We start from the raw sequence: 18,393 nt of genomic DNA, 5'->3' as shown, positions 1-18,393 counted from the left end.
CCGATAAGGGTTTTTGCGGTCGCGGGCAGCGCGGAACGACGCCGCGGAGCGCACGACGGGGCGGAAGGACGGGACGGGACTAACCCGGGCCGGTGCCCGGTTCGCAGGGCCGCCACAGCGGCACGAAGACCCCGTGCGCCAGCGTGAAGACCCTGAAATCGCGGGGCCCGTGGTCGGAGGCAAGGAAGGCGGGCGGGATCGGCGATCCGGCACCGCAGGTGACATCGGACGGCGCGGGCGCCCCAGGCGGGGCCGGAGCCGGCGGCCCGTGCCCGGGGACGCGGGCAGCGCTCACGGCCGGGTGTGCCGAAGCCGGTGCCCGGTGCGAGCCGGGGCCGGCGGTCCCGTGACAGTCCGGCTCGGACGCCGTCGGCCTGGCCACGTCCGCGGGCCGGGCCGCGGCGGCCACGAATTTCCCGGCCGGCACCAGGGTTTCCGCTCCACTGGCGGAGGGGGTCAAGGGATCGGCCTGATGGCTCAGCTCGATCAGTTTGCCGGGCACGGTGCCGGGATTGCGGCCGGCCGGGCCCACGACGCCGGTCACCGGAGCGACGACGGGCAGGTCGGCGGCGACCGGAGCGAGGAGGCCCGGCAGCCGCGGAGCGGCGGCACCGAGCACCGGACCGACGAGCCCGCCGACGGTATGTGTCAGCGGAGCGACGAGCCCGGCCACCGGCCGGGTCACGCCGGCCAGGATGGGGTCGAGGGAACGCACGACCTGCGAGACGGGCGCCAACGCACCGGTCACGGGCAAGACCACGGCCCCGACGGCCCGCGACACCGGAGCGACGACCGGCTTGGCGGAGGCCACCACCTGCGACACCACCGCCGCGGCGGCGCCGGTCACCGGTGAGACCACGGCTTCGGTGGCCTGCGACACCGACCCGGCCGAACGCGCAACGCGAGACACCGGTTCCACGACAACGGAACCAGCACCAGACACCGGCGAAACAAGAACTCCCGCAGCCCGCGACACCGGCGCCACCGCCGCACCGCCAGCGCCGATCCCAGGCGAGACAACAGCTCCCTTACCCCGCGAACCCCGCCCCACCACAGCAGCGGCAGCACCAGTCACCGGCGAGACCACAGCCCCCGCATCCCGCGAACCCCGCCCCACCACAGCAGCGGCAGCACCAGTCACCGGCGAGACCACAGCTCCCCCGGCCCGCGACAACGACCCCACCACCGCACGCGGCGAGACATCCCCGCCAGGAGCCGTCGCGCGCGCAGCCGAGGCCGCCGCGACTCGGGCTACCTCATCGGTCGCCGCCGTCGCGGCACCGGCAGTACTCGCCCTGGCCGACCGGGCCGCGTTCGCGACCGGCCCTTTGCCCTGAGCAGGCGCACCCACCACGATGCCGATCGGGTCCGGGAGGCCGGGCAGCGTCACGCCTGGAGCCGCGTCGGCGTGGGCGGACGTCAGCCATGACACCAACCAGAAGCCTGCCACGGCTCCGGCCAGTACCAGCAGCCGCCGCGCGGCGACCGATGCGCCGCCCACGTCGCGAGCCCCGGTCACGTTGGTGAACCTCCAGATGCGAGAGCAGGTCTGGGACGTACCCTCCAACGCCGGACCCCACACCCGTGCTACGGACCGCCCGGCGCTTCCACTCGTCCGGCCTAGTTCTTTCGCTTCGGCAACCCTTACGGAGGCACCCAGTCAGGCGAGGCCGATCGGCCGGACGCCCGGTCCTCGATACGTCTCCGTGAAATCAGGCTTCCTGAGACCGGCGGTGGCCCGAGAGCGCGCCGAGCGCCGTGACGCCGTGCTGCAGACCTTCCCGGAACGTCGCGCGCTGGCCTGGGCTCATGTCGGCGAGCAGGGCCTGTTCCACCTCCGCGACCGGTGGCGCGCAGTCGGCGAGCAGCGCCCGGCCGGCGTCGGTGAGGCCGGCGAGCAGCACGCGCTTGTTGCCCGCCTTCGGGGTCCGCGCGATCAGCCCGCGCTTTTCCAGGGCCAGCACCATTTCGTGCATGGTCTGCGGGCGCAGGAACGACCGGCGGGCCAGCTGCGCGGACGAAAGCGCCCCGCTGGCTTCGAGCACGGTCAGCGCGGTGTACTGCAGCGTCGTGAGCCCGAGCGGCCGCAGCGCGTCGTCGAGCAGCGCCCTGATCACCAGCTCGAGCCGCTTGACCAGGTACAGGGTCAACGGCGCACCGGCTGGCTGCTGCTGGGCGGAGGTGCTCACGCCGCCCATCATGGCACCTTCCGCGCCGCCGGGCAGGGGCGCCCGGCGGCTATGCTCCGATCATGGACCACGGCCGGCAGGCGCGCGTGCGGCAGGCGTTCGACACCTTCTTCGAGGCCACACAACCACCGTCCGGACCGCACGTCCTCGACCTCTTCCACCGCACTGCCGAGACCGTGCCCGCATACCGGAAGTTCCTGCGGGAGCACGGAATCGCGGCCGAAAGCGTCACGACGATGGCCGATTTCCGGCAGCTGCCGCTCGTCGACAAGGCCGGCTACCACCGGAAGTACCCGCTGCCGGAACTGTGCCGCGGCGGGACGTTCGCGGGGTGCGACATGATCGCCGTTTCGTCGGGCTCCAGCGGCCACCCGACCGTGTGGCCGCGCGCCCTCGAAGACGAGCTGCACGTGGCGCGGCGGTTCGAGCAGGTGCTGGTGGACGCCTTCGAGGCCGACCGGCGCGGCACCCTCGCCGTCGTCTGCTTCCCGCTCGGCACCTGGGTGGGCGGGCTGTTCACCACGGCGTGCGTGCGCCACCTCGCGGCCAAGGGCTGCCCGATCACCGTGGTGGCGCCGGGCAACAACAAGGCCGAGATCCTGCGGGTGCTCCCGGAGCTCGCGCCGCACTTCGAGCAGGTCGTGCTGCTGGGCTACCCGCCGTTCGTCAAGGACGTCGTCGACACCGGGCTCGCCGAGGGCGTCGACTGGGCCGCATACGCGATCAAGCTGGTGCTGGCGGGCGAAGTGTTCAGCGAGCAGTGGCGCGACCTGGTCGCGCAGCGCGCCGGGATCGCCGACCCGGTCCGCGACATCGCGTCGCTCTACGGCACGGCCGACGCGGGTGTGCTCGGCACCGAAACCCCGGTGTCGGTGGGCATCCGCCGCTTCTTCGCGGGCCGCCCGGACCTGGCGCGGGAGGTCTTCGGCGACGCGCGGCTGCCGACGCTGGTGCAGTACGACCCGGCGAGCCGGTTCTTCGAGGTGCACGACGGCACGCTCGTCTTCAGCGCCGACGGCGGCATCCCGCTCATCCGCTACCACATCGCCGACGACGGCGGGATCCTGCCGTACGCCGAGCTGCTCGCCTTCTGCGCCCGGCACGGCTTCACGCCACCGCCCGGACCGGAGCTTCCGTTCGTGTACGTGTTCGGCCGTTCGCTGTTCACGGTGTCGTTCTTCGGCGCGAACGTCTACCCGGAAAACGTCACCGTGGGCCTGGAACAGCCCGGCATCAGCGACACCGTGACCGGCAAGTTCGTCATCGAGGCGATCGAGGACGCCGACCGGGACCGGCGGCTGCGGATCACCGTCGAGACCGCGCCGGGCGCGACCGCCGACGCCGGACGGATCGCGGAATCCGTGCGCGCGCAGCTGGTCCGGCTCAACAGCGAGTTCGCGCACTACGTCCCGACGGAGCGGCAGCTGCCCGATGTCGTCCTGCGGCCGACGGGCGATCCCGAGTACTTCCCGGCCGGGGTGAAGCACCGGTACACGCGGCGGTCCTAGGGCCGGGCGAGCTTCCGGAACCGTTCGCGGCGTTCGCCCGCCGACGAGCCGTCGGCGATGTCGTCGTCGAACCACGCGCAGAGCGCGGCCCACAGCTCGGCACGGGCGGCGAAGCCGTCGTCGGTGGCCAGGGTGGGTTCGAGCTCGGCGATGTCGGCGACCAGGTGGTCGAGGCGCTGGTCGCACAGCCGCACGTACTCCCGGACGACGATGTTCGCGTCGAGACCGGTCTTCGCGCGCGGGCCGGCCGCGCCGCGCAGCTGGGCGTGCAGCCGTTCCTCGCAGTACAGCGGGAACCCGGAGACGGAGCCCGGGTAGCCGGACTCGGCCGACCACTCGCGGAACGCGCAGATCGCCTGGTAGCGCGTGTACCAGTCCTGCTTCCCGGCGGCGAGCTGGGTGAGCTTCCGCCAGGCGTCGCGGTCGGCCGAGCGCCAGCGGTCGAGGGTCCGGCCGTCCGGGAGCGGCCCGGGATCGAGGGCGCGCGTCCGCCAGAGGTGCGCCCGGCAGCCGGCGATGTCGCCGACGAGCTGCCGGACGTAGCTGACCTGCTCCCAGACGTGGGCGCGCTGCGGCCGCAGCGGCGCGGCGCGGTCCGGGGAGAAGGTGACCATCTCGAAGACCCGGAACAGCTCGTGGCCGCGCAGTGCGGCGAGGTCGGGGTCCTCCCCCATCACCCACGAGCGCCGCTCCGGCAGCCGTCCGCTGTGGCTGATCGTCGCGGCGTGGTACAGCTCGCGGACCGCGCGGCGGGCCACCTCGTCGCGGGCCTCGCCTTCGAGGCGGGGGTTGCGGGCGTGGTCGCGGAGATCGCGTTCACCGCGGGGGCCGACTTCGAGCATCGCGACGGCGTACACGCTCGCGGCGTTGTAGCACTCCTCCCACGACCTGCGCGGTCCGGCGGCTTCGACGGTGGCGTCGAGGGCCCGCGGGTCCGGCGGCCAGCACCGGTCCGGGCAGGCGTCGGCCGGCCGCACGCGGCTGCCCGGGTAGGCGGGCCGGGGTTCGGGCACCGCGCCGGTGCCCGGCTCGATGTCCGCCATCGCCCGCCGCAGCACCGCCCAGACCAGCGACAGGTCGAGCGCGCGGTTCGTCAGCTGACGACGGCTGCGGCGCCAGAGCCGCCGCCACCGGCCGTAGTCCTCGAGGAGCCGTTCGATTTCGTACTGCGACAGCGCGCAGAAGTAGGACCGCATCTCGGCGGCGCGCTGGTTGTACTCGGCCAGCTGCTCCGGCGTCGCCTCGTGGACGAGGAGCTCCTCGACCGGGACGCGCAGCACGCGGCGGTGCAGTTCAAGGCGTTCCGCCCGCGGGACCGCGTCCGCGCCGGTCCGGACGTCCAGGTCGACGTAGCGGCGGAAGCGCAGCTCGATCGCCTCCCGCAGTTCGGCGCGGCGCTGCGCCCGCGCGTCGCCGGGGGTGCCCGCGGTGGTGCGCCGCACCCACCACGAACCGGCCACGGAGTCGCCGTGGCCGAGGACGAGCGCGTGCCGGTAGCGGGCGATCAGCAGGGCGACGTCGCGGCCGCGCCCGTGGCGGCGGGGCTGGCGCGCGAAGTCGGGGCCGATCCACCACCGGGCGAGGGCGGGGTGGCCCCGGCTGCAGACGGTGATCACGTCGTCGTACGTGGCGAGCGCGTCGAGGTGCAGGTCGAGCTGTTCCTGCAGGGCGGCGATCTCGAGTCTGATGTAGACGTTGGACGGGTCGAGGCTGACCGCGCGGTAGTACTCGGCGAGGGCTTCGTCGTAGCGGCGGCAGGTGATGAAGTGGTTGGCGCGCTGGTAGGCGTCGAAGAGCTCGTACGGGATCTTCGCGTCGCGCCAGGCGGCCCAGTGGATGTTCGTCCGGACGTAGGCGCTGCGCGGGATGACCAGCGCGGCGACGGCGTTGGCGGCGCGGTGCAGCACGCGCGGCCAGTTCTCGTCTTCGATCACCAGCGGGCTCGCGGCGAAGCGCGGGACGCGGACGAGCTCCAGGATGAGCTGGTGGCGGCCGGGGGTGTTGCCGGGGCGGACGGTGCCGGTGACGGTGAACGCGGCGGGTGGCTGGGCGAGCCGGATCAGCTTGGTGGCGGCCTTCCACCAGCCGTCCGCGGAGTCGCCCGCGTGCTCGACGATCTGGATGAAGTCGTACGAACTCCCGACGCCCGGGACCGGCGTCGGGGTGTAGAGGCGCGAGTCGCTGAGGAACCGCTTGAAGGTGGCGGTCAGCTCGACCGCGGAGTCGATTTCGCGGTCGTGGCTGTCCGGGGCCCGTTCGTCGACGAACAGCCGGATGTCGATCTGGTTGGCCCGGTAGGCGGCGGCTTCGAGGCGTGCCCGGCCGGTGAAGTACAGCGTGAGGACGACGGAGACGAGCACTACGGACGTCTGCAGGACGGTCCAGGTGACGACACTGGCGACCTTCGGATCCCGGACGAAGGTCCAGTTCTGGAAGAACGGCAGGTAGGGCACGACGGCGAAGCCGGCGGCGACGAGCCCGGCCGTCACCGTGGCGAGCCACCACCGGATCCGGTGCACTTCCGGCAGTTCGGCCTGGTCGAAACCCCGGTGTCGTCGCGCGGACACCATCGATCACCCCCCTCGTGCCAGAGTACTCGCGGAGGGGGTGCGATTCGTTACGGGCCGTGATCCGCGAGGTCGGCGATCACCTGGGCGTGGCACGGTTCGGGCACGCACCAGCACCCGAGCCGCCGGCCGCGGAGCCCGGGCAGCAGGGCGAGCAGGTCCGGCCGGGCGAGGAGGTACTCCCGGTACTGGGCGACGACCTCGTCGCGGGAGCCGTCCGGGCCGGGACGGAACGGGCTGGCGAGCTTCGAGCCTTCGAGGTGCCAGCCACCGCGGTGCATCGCCCGCCCGACGTAGACGACGTCGGCGTAGTCCGGGTCGTCCCGGTGCCCTTTCAGGTTGACGACCGTGGTCGCCATCGCGTCCCTCCTCGCATTCCCGGCGCCTTCGCAGACGGTTTTGTCGGTGCCCGGCGATAGGGTGGAAATCGGGGGCTGCTCACGCGCCCACGTGGGCTACTTTAGTGAACCCGCAAGCAAAACCGCCTCCTCGGCACCCGCGGACCACGCCTCGGTGTTTCACCGGATTCAGCGATGTTTGTTCGCACGTGTGTTCGGTAGCGTCGTTGGCATGATGCTCGACCTCTTCGAGGCCGCCCGGCAGGGCCGCTTCGCCCAGGTGGATCCCCCTCCTCGCCGAACTCCTCGGCCGCGAACCACGCACGGTCACCGATTCGCTCACCGGCCGAGATCACTGACAGCTGCCCCTGACCGGATCGAAACCGTCCACCTGGCGACACCCGGTGGTCCATCTAGTGCATATGCACTATGCTGAAGCCCTACGGTTGAGCCAGCAGCCGCTGCCGGACGTTCCGCGCCCGGGCCGGCAGGTCGCCTTTCCGGCACCCCGTCCTACCACGTCCGGTCCGCCCCTGCTGCCCGATGAAAGGGTGTGCCGCGATGGTTCCCCAGCCACGCTCGGCCGACCGAGAACTCACCACCACCGCCTGGATGAGCGCCGGCGGTCACATGTCACTGCGTGTGCTGCGTCCCGGACTCCACACCGTGGTCGTCGAGGTGACCGGCGAAATCGACCTCAGCACCGCGCGCCGCCTCGACGAAGTCCTGCAGTCCCGCATCCGCAGCCAGGTCGACGAGGTCGTCATCGACCTCTCCGCCGTCACGTTCTTCTCGGTCGCCGGGCTGAACTCGTTGCTGCGGGCCCAGCTGCTCGCCGACACGGCCGGGGCGCACCTCACGGTGGACGCCGGGCAGTCGCGCGCGGTGCGGCGGCTGTTCACGCTGCTTCCGATGGACTTCGACGGCGTCTCGAACGTCCGGCCGATCCGGTGACCGCTCACGAAGGTGACTGACCGCCCAGCCGCCGGACGGCTTCGACGATCGCGCTGTTCGGCGCGCCCTTCACCAGGTATTCGGTGACGCCGGCCGCCGCGAGCCCCGCGATCGACGCCCGGTCGGCGTAGGCGGAGAAAGCGAGGATGGCGGTTTCCGGGCTGCACCGGGCGATTTCGCGAGCCGCCCTCGCACCGCCGCCGCCCGGCATCCGGACGTCGAGGACGGCGACCGCGGGCCGGTGCCGCTCGGCGAGCCGGATCGCCTCGTCGACGTCGCCGGCGACCGCGACCACGGCGATGTCGGACTCGGAGTCCAGGACTTCCCGGAGGACGTCGCGGATCATCACGTCGTCGTCGGAGATCAGCACCCGCAGCTCGGTCATGGTTCGAGTCCCGTCGCGTCGGGCAGCATCGGCAACCAGAACTCGACTGTCGTGCCTTCGCCGGGTGTGCTGCTCACCGAAAGCCAGCCGTTCGCGGCTTCGGCCCGTTCGCGCATTTCGACCATCCCGAAGTGGCCCGCGTCCGCGTCTCCCCCGGCTGTGCCGACGCCGTCGTCGGTGATCCGCACGAGCGTTCCGTTGTCTACAGTGGACAGTGTGACGGCGACCCGGGTGGCCCGGGCGTGCTTGTGGACGTTGCTGAGTGCCTCCTGGCAGATGCGGTACACGGTGATCGCCGCTTCCGGTGACGGCTCGGCCGTCAGGTCGTCCCGTACCGAATGCGCCAGCCCCCAGCGGCCGGCGACGTCGTCGACATAGGCCGACACCGCCTCCACCAGCCCGTGCCGGTCGAGCTCCGGCGGCCGCAGGCGGGACACCAGGCCGCGCAGCCGGGCGATGGCCGCCTGCACCGACTCGTCGAGGCCGCCGACGGCGTTCGCCTGCGGTTCCGGCAGGCGGGAAGCGAGCAGCTGCAGGCGCATGCCGACGGCCACCATGGACTGGATCGACTCGTCGTGGACGTCCCAGGCGATCCGGCGCCGCTCCACCTCCTGGGCCTCGACCAGGTGCCCGACCAGCCGCCGGCGTTCGCGCAGGGCCTGCTCGGCGTTGCGGCGCTCGGTCATGTCGCGGGTGACCTTGCCGAAACCGTGCAAGCGTCCCTGCTCGTCGTACAACGCCGTGATCACCACGTTCGCCCAGAACCGGGTGCCGTCCTTGCGCAGCCGCCACCCCTCGTCCTCCAGCCGGCCCTGCTCGACCGCGACCTCCAGCTCCCAGGTGGGTTTACCCGCGGCGACGTCTTCGGCCGGGTAGAACACCGAGAAGTGCTTCCCGATGATCTCCTCCGCCGCATATCCCTTGATCCGCTCCGCGCCCGTGTTCCAGCTCGAAATCCGGCCGTCCGTGTCCAGCATGAAGATGCCGTAGTCCTGCACGCTGTGCACCAGCAGGCGGAACCGCTCTTCGCTCTCCCGCAACGCCAGCTCGGCCGCGCGGCGCTCGGTCATGTCGCGGGTGACCTTGCCGAAGCCCCGCAACCGTCCCTGCTCGTCGTACAACGCCGTGATCACCACGTTCGCCCAGAACCGGGTGCCGTCCTTGCGCAGCCGCCACCCCTCGTCCTCCACCCGGCCCTGCTCGACGGCCACCTCGAGCTCCCGCGCCGGTTTTCCCGCCGCCACGTCTTCGGCCGGGTAGAACACCGAGAAATGCTTCCCGATGATCTCCTCCGCCGCATATCCCTTGATCCGCTCCGCGCCGGCGTTCCAGCTCGAAATCCGGCCGTCCGTGTCCAGCATGAAGATCCCGTAGTCCAGCACTCCCTGCACCAGCAGGCGGAACCGGTCGTCGTCCGGCCGGCGCGCTTCGTCCATGCGGTCACTTTGCCGGATCGCGCCGCGCCCGGCACGCCATGGCCCCCGGTGCTCAGCCGGCGAGTTCGGCGGACGCGGCGGGCAACGCACACCAGACCAGCTTCCCCCGCCCGTGGCGCGTGGTACCCCAGCCCGCGGACAGGCGCTCGACGAGCGCGAGGCCCCAGCCGCCGTCGGCGCCAGGACGCCGCCGGACCGGCGGCGCCGGGCTGTCGTCGAAGACCTCGACGCGGACCTCCGTGCCGGTCACGCTCAACCGCAGGACGGGGCAGCCGCCCGCGTGCTGCAGGGCGTTGGTCGCGAGCTCGGTGACGATCAGGAGCGCGTCGTCGACCGCGACGTCGCTCGCCCAGGCCAGCAGGGTGAGCCGGGTGAACCGGCGCACGGCGGCCAGTCCGCCCGCCAGGTCGGTCAGGGCGCACTCCGCGGTGAGCGGGGCAGGGATGTTCACCGTCCCAGCCTGCCGGGCGGCGCCGGGCGGCGCGAGATGCAAACCGCCACCGCGCACTGGTGCAGGTGCATCAGCCGATGAGGCCCTCCCGGCGGGCGACGGCGACGGCTTCGAGCTTCGACCGCGCCCCGAGTTTCTCCAGCACCCGCTGCACGTGGTTGCGCGTGGTGTTGCGGGACACGCCCAGCCGCCTGCCGATCTCGTCGGTCGTCGCGCCCTCGGCGAGCAGGTCGAGGGTTTCGCGCTCGCGCGCGGTCAGCGCCGAACCGCCGGCGGGTCCCCGGCCGGTGAGCCGGTCGAAGACGCCGGGCAGCAGTTCCGGCTCGAAGACCACGCCCCCGGCGGCGACGTCCCGCACGGCGGCCTCCAGCACCCCGAGCTGGGACGACTTGAACAGGAGACCGGCGCCGCCCGCCTGCGCCACCTGCACGGCGACCGCCGGGGTGGCGTCACCGGTCAGCACCAGCACCCGCGCGCCGGCCGAGCCGAGCTCCGCGATGACGCCGAGAGCGTCGCCGTCGGCGAGCCGCCGGTCCAGAACCACGACGTCCGGGGCGTGCTCGCGCGCGTCGGCGACGGCTTCCGCCCGCGAGCGGGCGCGGCCGACCACGGTGATGCCGTCGGCGCGGTCGAGCGCGAGCTGCAGCGCCTCCGCCACCATGTCGTGGTCCTCGACGAGGAGGACGCGGACGGGATCGGGCTCATCGGCACTGCTCACGGGTTTCCTCACTGGACAGGTGGCTGACGGCCCATCCTAGGCGCTCGGCGCCTTCCCGTCCTTCCGTGCGGGTGCCGCGATCACCACGCCGGGGAGCTCGGCCGCAGCAGCCCCTCGGGGCCGGTCACCGGCAGCCAGTCGACGAGGTCTTCGTGGTGGCCCGCGCGCCGGAACACCGGCGGGCGGAAGGACCCGGCCGGCGGTCCGGTGACCCGCAGCACCTCGAGGAACCGGGCGACCGCGCGCGGCGGCGGCAGGATCTCGGAGCCACCGAGGTAGGCGAACACCTTCGCCGCGCCCCCGCCCGCGGGCTCGACGACCGCCGACCAGCCGTGCACCTCGTCCCAGATCAGGGCCAGGTCGTGCCCCGGCAGGTCCGCGAGCGGGCGGTCCAGGGCGATGTACCCGGAGGCGGGCACGTCGAGGTCGAGCGAACACGACTCGAAGCCCACTCCGACGGCCCGGGCGACCCGGGCGAGGTAGGCACGCAGCCCCCGGGCGAAGTGGTACTCGATGTCCCTGCCGAAGCCGATGAGCGTGTTCATGGTTCCGCCTCCCGCACCCGCTGCAGGCCGGAATACCCGATTCGGCGAGTGATCACACTTTCGGGTTCATTGCGGGCTATTCCTCGATCGCGCCGCCAACGGAACGCAGGTGCGCGCGGAAAGTCAATTCCGGATCCGATTCCCGCGCCGCGAGGAATTCACCGAACCGGACCTGACGGCGCAGCGGCTCGCCGCCGCGGATCCGGTCGGCCTGGCGGCGCTCGGTGTCGCGGATCCCTTCCGCCAGCGCGAAGAGCTCACCCGCGCGGGCGAGGGGGACGAAGAGGACGCCGTCGTCGTCGCCCAGCACGAGGTCCGACGGCCCGATCCGCCAGGTGCCGACGATCGCCTCGGCCAGCCCGCCGTCGACGCGGGGCCCGAGGCCGAGCGGTCCGGTCGGAATCGAACCGAGGCTGAACACCGGCAGCCCGATGGCCCGGATGTCCGCGGTGTCGCGGTGCAGGCCCCAGATCACCACGCCGGCCAGCCCGGCGGCGCGTGCCTCGAGCACCACGAGATCGCCGACGCAGCTTTCGTCGAGGCGGCCGCCGTTGTCGACCACGAGCACGCCACCTTCGGGGGCGTCCTCGAACGCCTCCAGGAAGACGTCGACGCTGCCGACGTGCCGGGCGGGGACGGCCGGTCCGCACAGGCGGCTGCCCGTGACCACCGCACGTGTCGGCGCCGGGGCGCAGCGCACCGGGAGACCGGCGCGGATGCACGCGTCGGCGAGGTGGGCGGTGGTCAGCGTCGCGAACCGCGCTTCGAGATCCATACCGCGAAGCTAACCACCGTTCCGGGTTTCGGTGGTGACCCAGGTGAGGTAGTCGCCGCTGCCGCCTTCGATCGGCGTGGCGATGATCTCCGGCAGGTCGTAGCCGTGCAGCTGCCGGAGGCGTTCGGTCAACGCCGGCACCCGGTCCGCGGTCGTCTTGATCTCCACCCGCCACTCGCGGCCCGTCTGCACCGCGCCCTCCCACCGGTAGACGCTGGTGACCGGGCCGACGATCTGCGCGCAAGCCCCGAGCCTGGCTTCGATCGCATTCACGGCCAGCTCGCGGGCCGCGCTTTCGGAGTCGGTCGTGGACGTCACGATCACGTGTTCTGCGGTCATGCGGCGACCGTACTGGCTCAGGTCGTCGGCTTCGCGCTCGTCGTGGTCGTCGGTGTGGTGGTCGTCGTGGGTGTCGTGGTGCGGGTCGGCGTGGTCGTCCGGGGCGGCGTCTTGTGCCTGGTCGTCGCCGGCGGGTTCGTCCGCGGAGGCACGACGGTCGCGTGGGTCGTCTGCGGTTCCTCGGGCGATGCCAGCGTCACCAGGGTCGGTGTCTCGCTCGCCGAACTCGGGGCCGGCGGCGTCGTCGTGGTGCCGGCCGAGCCGCCGCCGGAACTGCTCACGGCGACGGCGACCCCGCCGATCGCCACGGCCGCCACCGCGCACAGGCCGATGACGACCCCGCGACGCGAGGCTCGCCGTGCCGGGGTCGAACCATCGGCCTTGCCACGCCCGAGCGACGGCGGCGGCGCGCCCGCGCCGAACCCCGGGGTGGCCTGCACACGCGTCTCCTCACGCGGCGCCGGCACACGTGGGACGTCGGGCTGCGGGGGCGGCGCGACGGGCCGGATCGCCGGCTGCGACCGCGTCGCCTGCACCAGCCCGGACCGCCCGGAGGCCAGCGCGGCGGCGCCGAGCGCGACGCCGTACTTCGGGTGGATGTCCACCGCGGTCGGCCTGCCGAGTTCGGCGGACACCAGCTGGGACACCAGCGGGATCCGCGACGAGCCGCCGACCAGCAGCACCGCGCCGAGGTCGGCCGGCCGGAGGTTCGCCGAGCGCAGCGCGCGGTGCAGCGAGCCGATCGTCGCGGTGATCGACGGGCGGACCATCTCCTCGAACTCGCCGCGGGTAAGCCGGACCTCCGTCTGCACCGACGGCAGCAGCACCGGGACGGCGGTTTCGGTGTCGGCGGACAGGGCTTCCTTGGCCAGCACGCATTCCTGGCGCAGCCGCACGATCGCGGCCACCGCCCCCGCGTCGTCCGGGTCGATCTGCGACAGCTTCCCGTCGAGTGCGCGGTCGACGTGCCCGAACACCGCTTCGTCGAAGTCGACGCCGCCGAGGCCCTCGATGCCTTCCGGCGTCCCGAGGATCTCGAAGCCGCTGCCGCGCTTGCGGAGCACGGTCGCGTCGAAGGTGCCGCCGCCGAGGTCGTACACCGCCACCACCGCGCCGTCGTCCAGGCGTTCCTGGGCCGCGTAGTGCGCCGCCGCGGCCTCGGGCTCGGTGATCAGCCCGACGCGGTCGATCCCGGTCAGCCGCGGCACCTGCTCGAACAGCTCCCGCTTGTACGGGCCCCAGTTCGCCGGGTGGGTCAGGGTGATCCGGTCCGGACGGCCGCCCTGCCGGCCGGTGACCGTCCGGACCACGTACCCGAGCAGGTGGGCCATCAGCGACGCCACCGAATGCGGCGCACCGCCGAGCAGCACCGGCGTCGGGTCGCCGAGACGCCGTTTGAACTCCCGTGCCACGCGGTCGGGTTCGACGGCCGCGCGCCGGCTCGCCGCGTCCCCGACCAGCACCCCGCCGTCGGCCCGCAGCAGCACGACCGACGGGATGGCCGCCGTGCGGTCGCCGAGCGACACCATTTCGACGTGGCCGGCACTGTCGACGGCGGCGGCCGTGAAGGTCGTGCCGAGGTCGATGCCCAGTCCGTAGCCCATGTCAGCCTCCGCCGTCCGCGTGCGCGTGGTCAAAAGTCCGGTGCTCGTCCGGAACCGGGTGCGGTTCCGGGTCTTCGAGGTGGTCGTGGTGGTCTTCGTGCTCCGGTGGCGGCTCCGCCGGCGGGGTCGCTTCGGGCGGCGGCTCGTCCGGCACGCGGTCGTGGTCCGGCAGGTGCTGTCCCTTGTCCGGCCCGGGGTCCGGGTCGGGCCGCCGCGGTGGCTCGAAGGGGTGCTTCTCCTCGGCCGGGTGCGGCCGGGCGCCCGTCACTTCGCCGGCGTCGTGGTGCTCCGGCTCGGGTTCGGTGACGAAGCTGTGCTTCGCGGCCGGGTGCTCGGCCAGCGAGTTCGACGCGGCCAAGGTGGTGGTTTCGACCGCGACCGGCTGCACCACCGGTGTGTCCACTGTGGATGGAGGGCGGCTGAACGTGACGACCGGCGGTGGCGCGGGCAGTGACGACGCGGGCGCGGTCACCGACGTCGTCACCGCGGTCCCTCGAGCCTTGTCCCCCACGGTCTCGGTCTGGTGGACGGTCGGCCCGGCCGGCTCGCCGAACGGGTCCTCGGCCCTCGCCTGCTCGTCCACGCTGATGCCGACCTCGATCCCCGGTGGGCCGGTCCGGGCCTCGTCGAGGACGACCGTCTCCTCCTGGAACACCTCGATGTCGCCGTGCCCCGGCGCGTCCGGCGTCAGCTCGTAGGTCAGCGAGCCCTCGTGCTCCACCGTGATCGTGCCGTCCGGGTTCTCGTGGACCACGATGCCGGCGTCCTGGACGATGTCGATGTCCGTGTCGCCCGGCGTGCCGTCGCCGGGGACGACCAGGTGCTGGTGCTCGACGTACACCTCGTCGTGGCCGTGGTCGTGCACGACGAACCGCTCGGTCGCGTCGATGACGAAGTTCCCGAACTCGTCCTCGCGGACGTCGATCTGCTCGAACTCCTCGACGGTGGGCAGTTCCTCGAGCGGCGTGCCGTCGGTGGTCTCCGGGTGCCAGACGGTGCCCGTCCGCGCCTCGACCGAGCCGTCCTCACCGCGGGTCACGGTGTGGGTCTCCACCTCGGGGACGTACTCGTGGCCGCCGGCCTCGTGCGCCGCCGTCTCCGCCGCGACCGGTTCCGGATGCGGCGGTGGCGGTGGCGGCGGCGCGGCACCGGGCGACCCCGGCGTGAGCACGTTGCCGGCCACTTCCGACGCGACGGCACCGGCGACGGCCACCGCGGCCCGCTTGATCTTCTTCGGCAGCTCGGTCACGACAAGACCTCCGCCCGGGCTTCGCTGAGCAGGATTCCCTCGCAGGTACGCACCAGCACGCGGGCCGCGTCGCGGACGTCGCGCGGCGACGCGGGGTGCTCCGCGCGCCGCTGCCACCTCAGCAGCTGGGCGCCGAGCGCCTGCCGGATCGCGGCGCGGCCCGCGTCCGCCGGCAGGCCCAGCCGGCTCGGCACGTCCACCCCGGCCGCGCCGAGCAGCCGTTCCGCGTCGCGGGCCTCGTCGGTGGTGAACAGCACGACGCCGAGCCGGATCGAGTCGATCAGCTGGATCTCGGCGAATTCGTGCGCGCCGGCGACGATCCGCTCCCATTCGTGCAGCAGCCCGCCGGTGCGGTCGGGGTAGGCGCGCAGCACCGGTTCCACCGCCTGCAGCGCCGAGCGGGCCTTGAGCACGTCGGCGCGCGCGGCGAACTGGGTGGTCAGCAGCGCGCGCAGGCCGTGCAGGCCGCTGCGGGCCAGCAGCTCGCCCGACAACGCCCGCGCGCCGGTCACGTGGCCTCCGCCGGTCAGCTCGACCGCCAGCCGGACGCCGAAGAGCCCGTAGCGGGCCAGCAGCCCGGCGCGTTCGGCCGCCGGAACGTCCACTTCGGACTCGGCCCGGGCGAAGCGGTCGGCCGACGTCAGCAGCCGCGCCACCTCGGCCTCCGGGGCCGCGGCCAGCACCCGGAACGCGCGGTGCTCGGACTCCTTCAGCGACGCCGCCGAGCTGGCCAGCAGGCCGGCCACGGGGACCACGGTCTGGCAAAGGCCGCGGACCCGGGAGTCACGGGCGTAGCGGCCGGCGATCTTCGCCGCCGAGTCCAGCGCGTCGGTGCGGGCGTGCCCGACCTCGTCGGCCTTCGCCAGCACGCCGATGGTGTTCACCGGGCGCCGCTGCGCGGGGTCGTCGTGGAACGCCTCCAGGAACCGGACGTCGTCGCCGTGCACGTGCCGCATCAGGTAGATCACCGCGTCCGCGGTGCCCACGCCGTCGCCCTCGGGCACCAGCGCCACCTCGGTGCGTTCGGAGACCGCCGACCGCGCCGAGCCGAGCCCGGGCGTGTCGATCAAGGTCATCGCGCGCAGCGCGGGCGACGGCCAGTCGACGACGAGCCGTTCGACCTCGTCGGGCGCCATCCCGAGCTCGAGGCCGAGCGTGCCGGACAGGCGCCCGAACGGCAGCTGCCGCGGCATCCCGCGCAGCGGGTGCAGCATGATCCGGTAGGTCGGGCCGTTGCGGTACCAGGTGACGACGCGGGTGCACTCCCCCGCGTCGGTCGCCGCGAGCTCCTGGCCGACCAGCGCGTTGAGCAGCGTGGACTTCCCGGCCTTGACGCGGCCGGCGATCGCGACGCGCAGCGGCTCGGCCAGCCGGCCGGCGATCTGCCGCAGCACCGGCTCGGCCGGGGTGCCGGCGTACCCGGCGCAGGCGCGGGCGACGAACCCGCGGACCTGGAAGTACAGCGGCGGTGTCATCGCGTCACCGCCGGGACGGGCTTGGGCGCACTGCGCAGGGTGAGCTCCCCGGCACGGCGGTCGAGCACCTCGAGGGCTTCGATGTCGGCCTCCAGCCGCTTGAGTTCGGCCGCCTCGGCGTCGTCGTCGACGACGGCCTTCTTCGCGTTCGCCAGCGCCTCGGTCAGGGATCGCTGCAGTTCTTCGACGCGCGCGCCGTAGGCGTCGCGGAGTTCGCGCTGCACGGTCCGCATCGCGTCGCGGGAGTCCTTGCCGACCTGGAGGTTGAACTCGTCGACGAACCGGCGCACGGCGGTCTTGGCCAGGCCGCGGCGCTTTTCCAGCTGCCGCTTGCGTTCGTCGAGGAAGCCGGAGCGCCCCATCAGCAGGCCGGCCGCGACGCCGAACGGGGTCGGGATGGCCAGCGCGGCCATCTTCGTGAGCATGGAGAACATCAGGAAGCCGCTGTAGGCCTTCTGGAACGCGGCCATCCCGGTGGCGCCGCGGGCCTTGGTCCCGGTGAACGACGCATCGATGTCGATCGCCTCGACGACCGTCACGGGTGCCTGGACCTCGCGCGGCAGCACGGCTTGCGACTCGGCGAGCTCGAAGTGCTCGGCCACGCGGGTGGCGAGGCCGCGGGCCTGCTTGACGAAGGTCGCGTAGTTCTCCAGCGTCTCGTTGGCGAGGCGCTGGCGCAGCCACTTCTCGAACTCCGCCCAGTTCTTGGCGGGGTCGCCTTCTTCGATGGCCTCTTCGGCCTCGTGCAGCACGCCGCGGGAGCGGGCGCGCAGATCGTAGTCCACATCGGACGAAATATCGGCGAAGCCGTCGAAGAGCAGCTGCTGCCACTTCGCGGACTGGCTGCGCAGCGCGTCGACGCGGTCGTTCACACGGCCGAGTTCCTCGATGAGGGCGGCGGACTGCTCGGGGTGCGCGAGCGCGGTGCGGCGGGCGCGCAGGGCCGCGTGCAGCTGCCCGACCGCGGACCCGACGTGCAGGCCGACGGCGTTCAGCGCGGACCGCTCGGCGTCCCCGACCACGCCCTGCAGCCGCTTCACCAGCTGCGGGAAGCCGGATTCGACGTTCATCTCCTGGTCGGCCGAACGGGCCGCGACGGTACGCAGCTCGGAGGAGACGGCGACGGCGTCGATGGTGATCCCGCACGCTTCGAGGTGGCCGGCGTTGAGTTCGAGGATCCGCCGCCACTGCGGGTAGAGGTCGATCTTGGTGAGGACGAAGAAGACCGTGGGGCAGAGTTCTTTCACCGTCCGGAGGAACCGCAGCTCGGCGCCGGTCAGCTCCTGCGAGGCGTCGGAGAGGAAGAGGACGGCGTGCGCCCGCGGCAGCGAGCTGACCGTGACGGCGTTGTGCAGCGAGCCGAGCCCGCCGACGCCGGGGGTGTCGACCAGCACCAGCCCGCCCGAGAGCAGCTGGCGGCTGATCGACGCGGTGACCGATCTCAGCTTGCGGAGGTTGCCGGGGTTCCCGGCTTCACTCACGTGGGTCGGAAGGTCTTCGAGGGAGATCCGCTCGGTCCACGGCGGCGACGACGGGTCGGCCGGCTCGTAGGTCGCCAGAGCCCCGGACTCCGGCGCGTAGCGGACGACGGTCGGCACCGCGGTCGCGATGTCGTCGTCGACCGGGCAGATCTTGGCGGTCAGCAGGGCGTTGATGAGAGAACTCTTGCCCTGCTTGAACTCCCCGACCACGTAGACGGTGACGTCGGGTTCGGACAGCAGGCGCCGGGCGTCGGTAAGGCGCTGGACGAGGTCGTCCCGCCCGTAGGCCTTGGCACCCTTGACGGCGAGGTCGAGAGTGTCGAGGGCGATGTGCCCCCCGCCGCTCGGCTCCTGCATGACCGCTCCTCAGTGGACGTCG

General features: G+C 72.8%; 17 protein-coding genes. 2 read left to right on the top strand and 15 right to left on the bottom strand.

The genetic code is table 11. The features are described from left to right. Window positions 1–79: 79 nt before the first annotated feature. Both CF165_RS06965 and CF165_RS06960 read right to left on the bottom strand, forming a co-directional pair. Window positions 80–910: a hypothetical protein gene (locus CF165_RS06965; RefSeq protein WP_143268461.1), complete on the bottom strand. Its 831-nt coding sequence runs from the start codon at window positions 908–910 to the stop codon at window positions 80–82. Window positions 911–1,712: 802 nt separating this feature from the next. Beyond that, a complete protein-coding gene (locus CF165_RS06960) occupies window positions 1,713–2,201 on the bottom strand; it encodes a MarR family winged helix-turn-helix transcriptional regulator (protein WP_093946584.1) in 489 nt (162 codons plus the stop codon). A gap of 50 nt (window positions 2,202–2,251) precedes the next feature. On the opposite strand from CF165_RS06960, the gene CF165_RS06955 reads away from it, so the two are divergent. Further along, the gene (locus tag CF165_RS06955; RefSeq protein WP_093946583.1) at window positions 2,252–3,697 is read left to right on the top strand and encodes a phenylacetate--CoA ligase family protein; all 1,446 of its coding nucleotides are present in this window, start codon (window positions 2,252–2,254) and stop codon (window positions 3,695–3,697) included. On the opposite strand, the gene CF165_RS06950 is transcribed toward CF165_RS06955, so the two are convergent. Further along, complete coding sequence (locus CF165_RS06950) at window positions 3,694–6,267, bottom strand: tetratricopeptide repeat protein (RefSeq protein ID WP_093946582.1); 2,574 nt, start codon at window positions 6,265–6,267, stop codon at window positions 3,694–3,696. The two genes, CF165_RS06955 and CF165_RS06950, sit on opposite strands and share 4 nt — an antisense overlap. A 47-nt stretch (window positions 6,268–6,314) precedes the next feature. Next, the gene (locus CF165_RS06945; protein WP_093946581.1) at window positions 6,315–6,623 is read right to left on the bottom strand and encodes a DUF4326 domain-containing protein; all 309 of its coding nucleotides are present in this window, start codon (window positions 6,621–6,623) and stop codon (window positions 6,315–6,317) included. Between the two features lie 540 nt (window positions 6,624–7,163). Here CF165_RS06945 and CF165_RS06940 point away from each other — a divergent pair. Beyond that, window positions 7,164–7,556 carry an STAS domain-containing protein gene (locus tag CF165_RS06940; RefSeq protein ID WP_093946580.1) on the top strand — a complete coding sequence of 131 codons (393 nt, stop codon included), beginning with the start codon at window positions 7,164–7,166 and terminating at the stop codon, window positions 7,554–7,556. A 4-nt stretch (window positions 7,557–7,560) separates the two neighbouring features. Here the strand turns inward: CF165_RS06940 and CF165_RS06935 are convergent, their stop codons facing one another. The 11 genes from CF165_RS06935 to CF165_RS06885 form a co-directional block, all read right to left on the bottom strand. Beyond that, window positions 7,561–7,941: a response regulator gene (locus CF165_RS06935; RefSeq protein ID WP_093946579.1), complete on the bottom strand. Its 381-nt coding sequence runs from the start codon at window positions 7,939–7,941 to the stop codon at window positions 7,561–7,563. Beyond that, window positions 7,938–9,377 (bottom strand): PAS domain-containing sensor histidine kinase, encoded by a 1,440-nt coding sequence (locus tag CF165_RS06930; RefSeq protein WP_093946578.1) that lies wholly within the window; start codon window positions 9,375–9,377, stop codon window positions 7,938–7,940. The genes CF165_RS06935 and CF165_RS06930 overlap by 4 nt, the downstream gene beginning before the upstream one ends. A 52-nt stretch (window positions 9,378–9,429) precedes the next feature. Then, window positions 9,430–9,828: an ATP-binding protein gene (locus tag CF165_RS06925; protein ID WP_093946638.1), complete on the bottom strand. Its 399-nt coding sequence runs from the start codon at window positions 9,826–9,828 to the stop codon at window positions 9,430–9,432. A gap of 70 nt (window positions 9,829–9,898) precedes the next feature. Continuing rightward, complete coding sequence (locus CF165_RS06920) at window positions 9,899–10,546, bottom strand: response regulator transcription factor (protein WP_093946577.1); 648 nt, start codon at window positions 10,544–10,546, stop codon at window positions 9,899–9,901. Between the two features lie 80 nt (window positions 10,547–10,626). Then, complete coding sequence (locus CF165_RS06915; protein ID WP_093946576.1) at window positions 10,627–11,091, bottom strand: DUF6292 family protein; 465 nt, start codon at window positions 11,089–11,091, stop codon at window positions 10,627–10,629. Window positions 11,092–11,167: 76 nt separating this feature from the next. Then, a complete protein-coding gene (locus CF165_RS06910) occupies window positions 11,168–11,866 on the bottom strand; it encodes an RraA family protein (protein ID WP_093946575.1) in 699 nt (232 codons plus the stop codon). Window positions 11,867–11,875: 9 nt separating this feature from the next. Continuing rightward, complete coding sequence (cutA, locus tag CF165_RS06905; RefSeq protein WP_093946574.1) at window positions 11,876–12,205, bottom strand: divalent-cation tolerance protein CutA; 330 nt, start codon at window positions 12,203–12,205, stop codon at window positions 11,876–11,878. Window positions 12,206–12,222: 17 nt separating this feature from the next. Continuing rightward, complete coding sequence (locus CF165_RS06900) at window positions 12,223–13,809, bottom strand: Hsp70 family protein (RefSeq protein WP_093946573.1); 1,587 nt, start codon at window positions 13,807–13,809, stop codon at window positions 12,223–12,225. A 1-nt stretch (window position 13,810) separates the two neighbouring features. After that, a complete protein-coding gene (locus tag CF165_RS06895) occupies window positions 13,811–15,058 on the bottom strand; it encodes a hypothetical protein (RefSeq protein WP_093946572.1) in 1,248 nt (415 codons plus the stop codon). After that, on the bottom strand, window positions 15,055–16,533 hold the full coding sequence (locus CF165_RS06890; RefSeq protein ID WP_093946571.1) for a dynamin family protein: 1,479 nt from the start codon (window positions 16,531–16,533) through the stop codon (window positions 15,055–15,057). The genes CF165_RS06895 and CF165_RS06890 overlap by 4 nt, the downstream gene beginning before the upstream one ends. After that, window positions 16,530–18,371: a dynamin family protein gene (locus CF165_RS06885; RefSeq protein ID WP_093946570.1), complete on the bottom strand. Its 1,842-nt coding sequence runs from the start codon at window positions 18,369–18,371 to the stop codon at window positions 16,530–16,532. Before CF165_RS06885 ends, CF165_RS06890 begins: the two co-directional genes overlap by 4 nt. Window positions 18,372–18,393 lie beyond the last annotated feature (22 nt).

The sequence above is a fragment of the Amycolatopsis vastitatis genome (genome assembly GCF_002234595.1).
Lineage (GTDB): Bacteria > Actinomycetota > Actinomycetes > Mycobacteriales > Pseudonocardiaceae > Amycolatopsis > Amycolatopsis vastitatis.
Note: the sequence above shows the minus strand (reverse complement) of the source record. Positions and strands in the feature narration are given on the sequence as shown.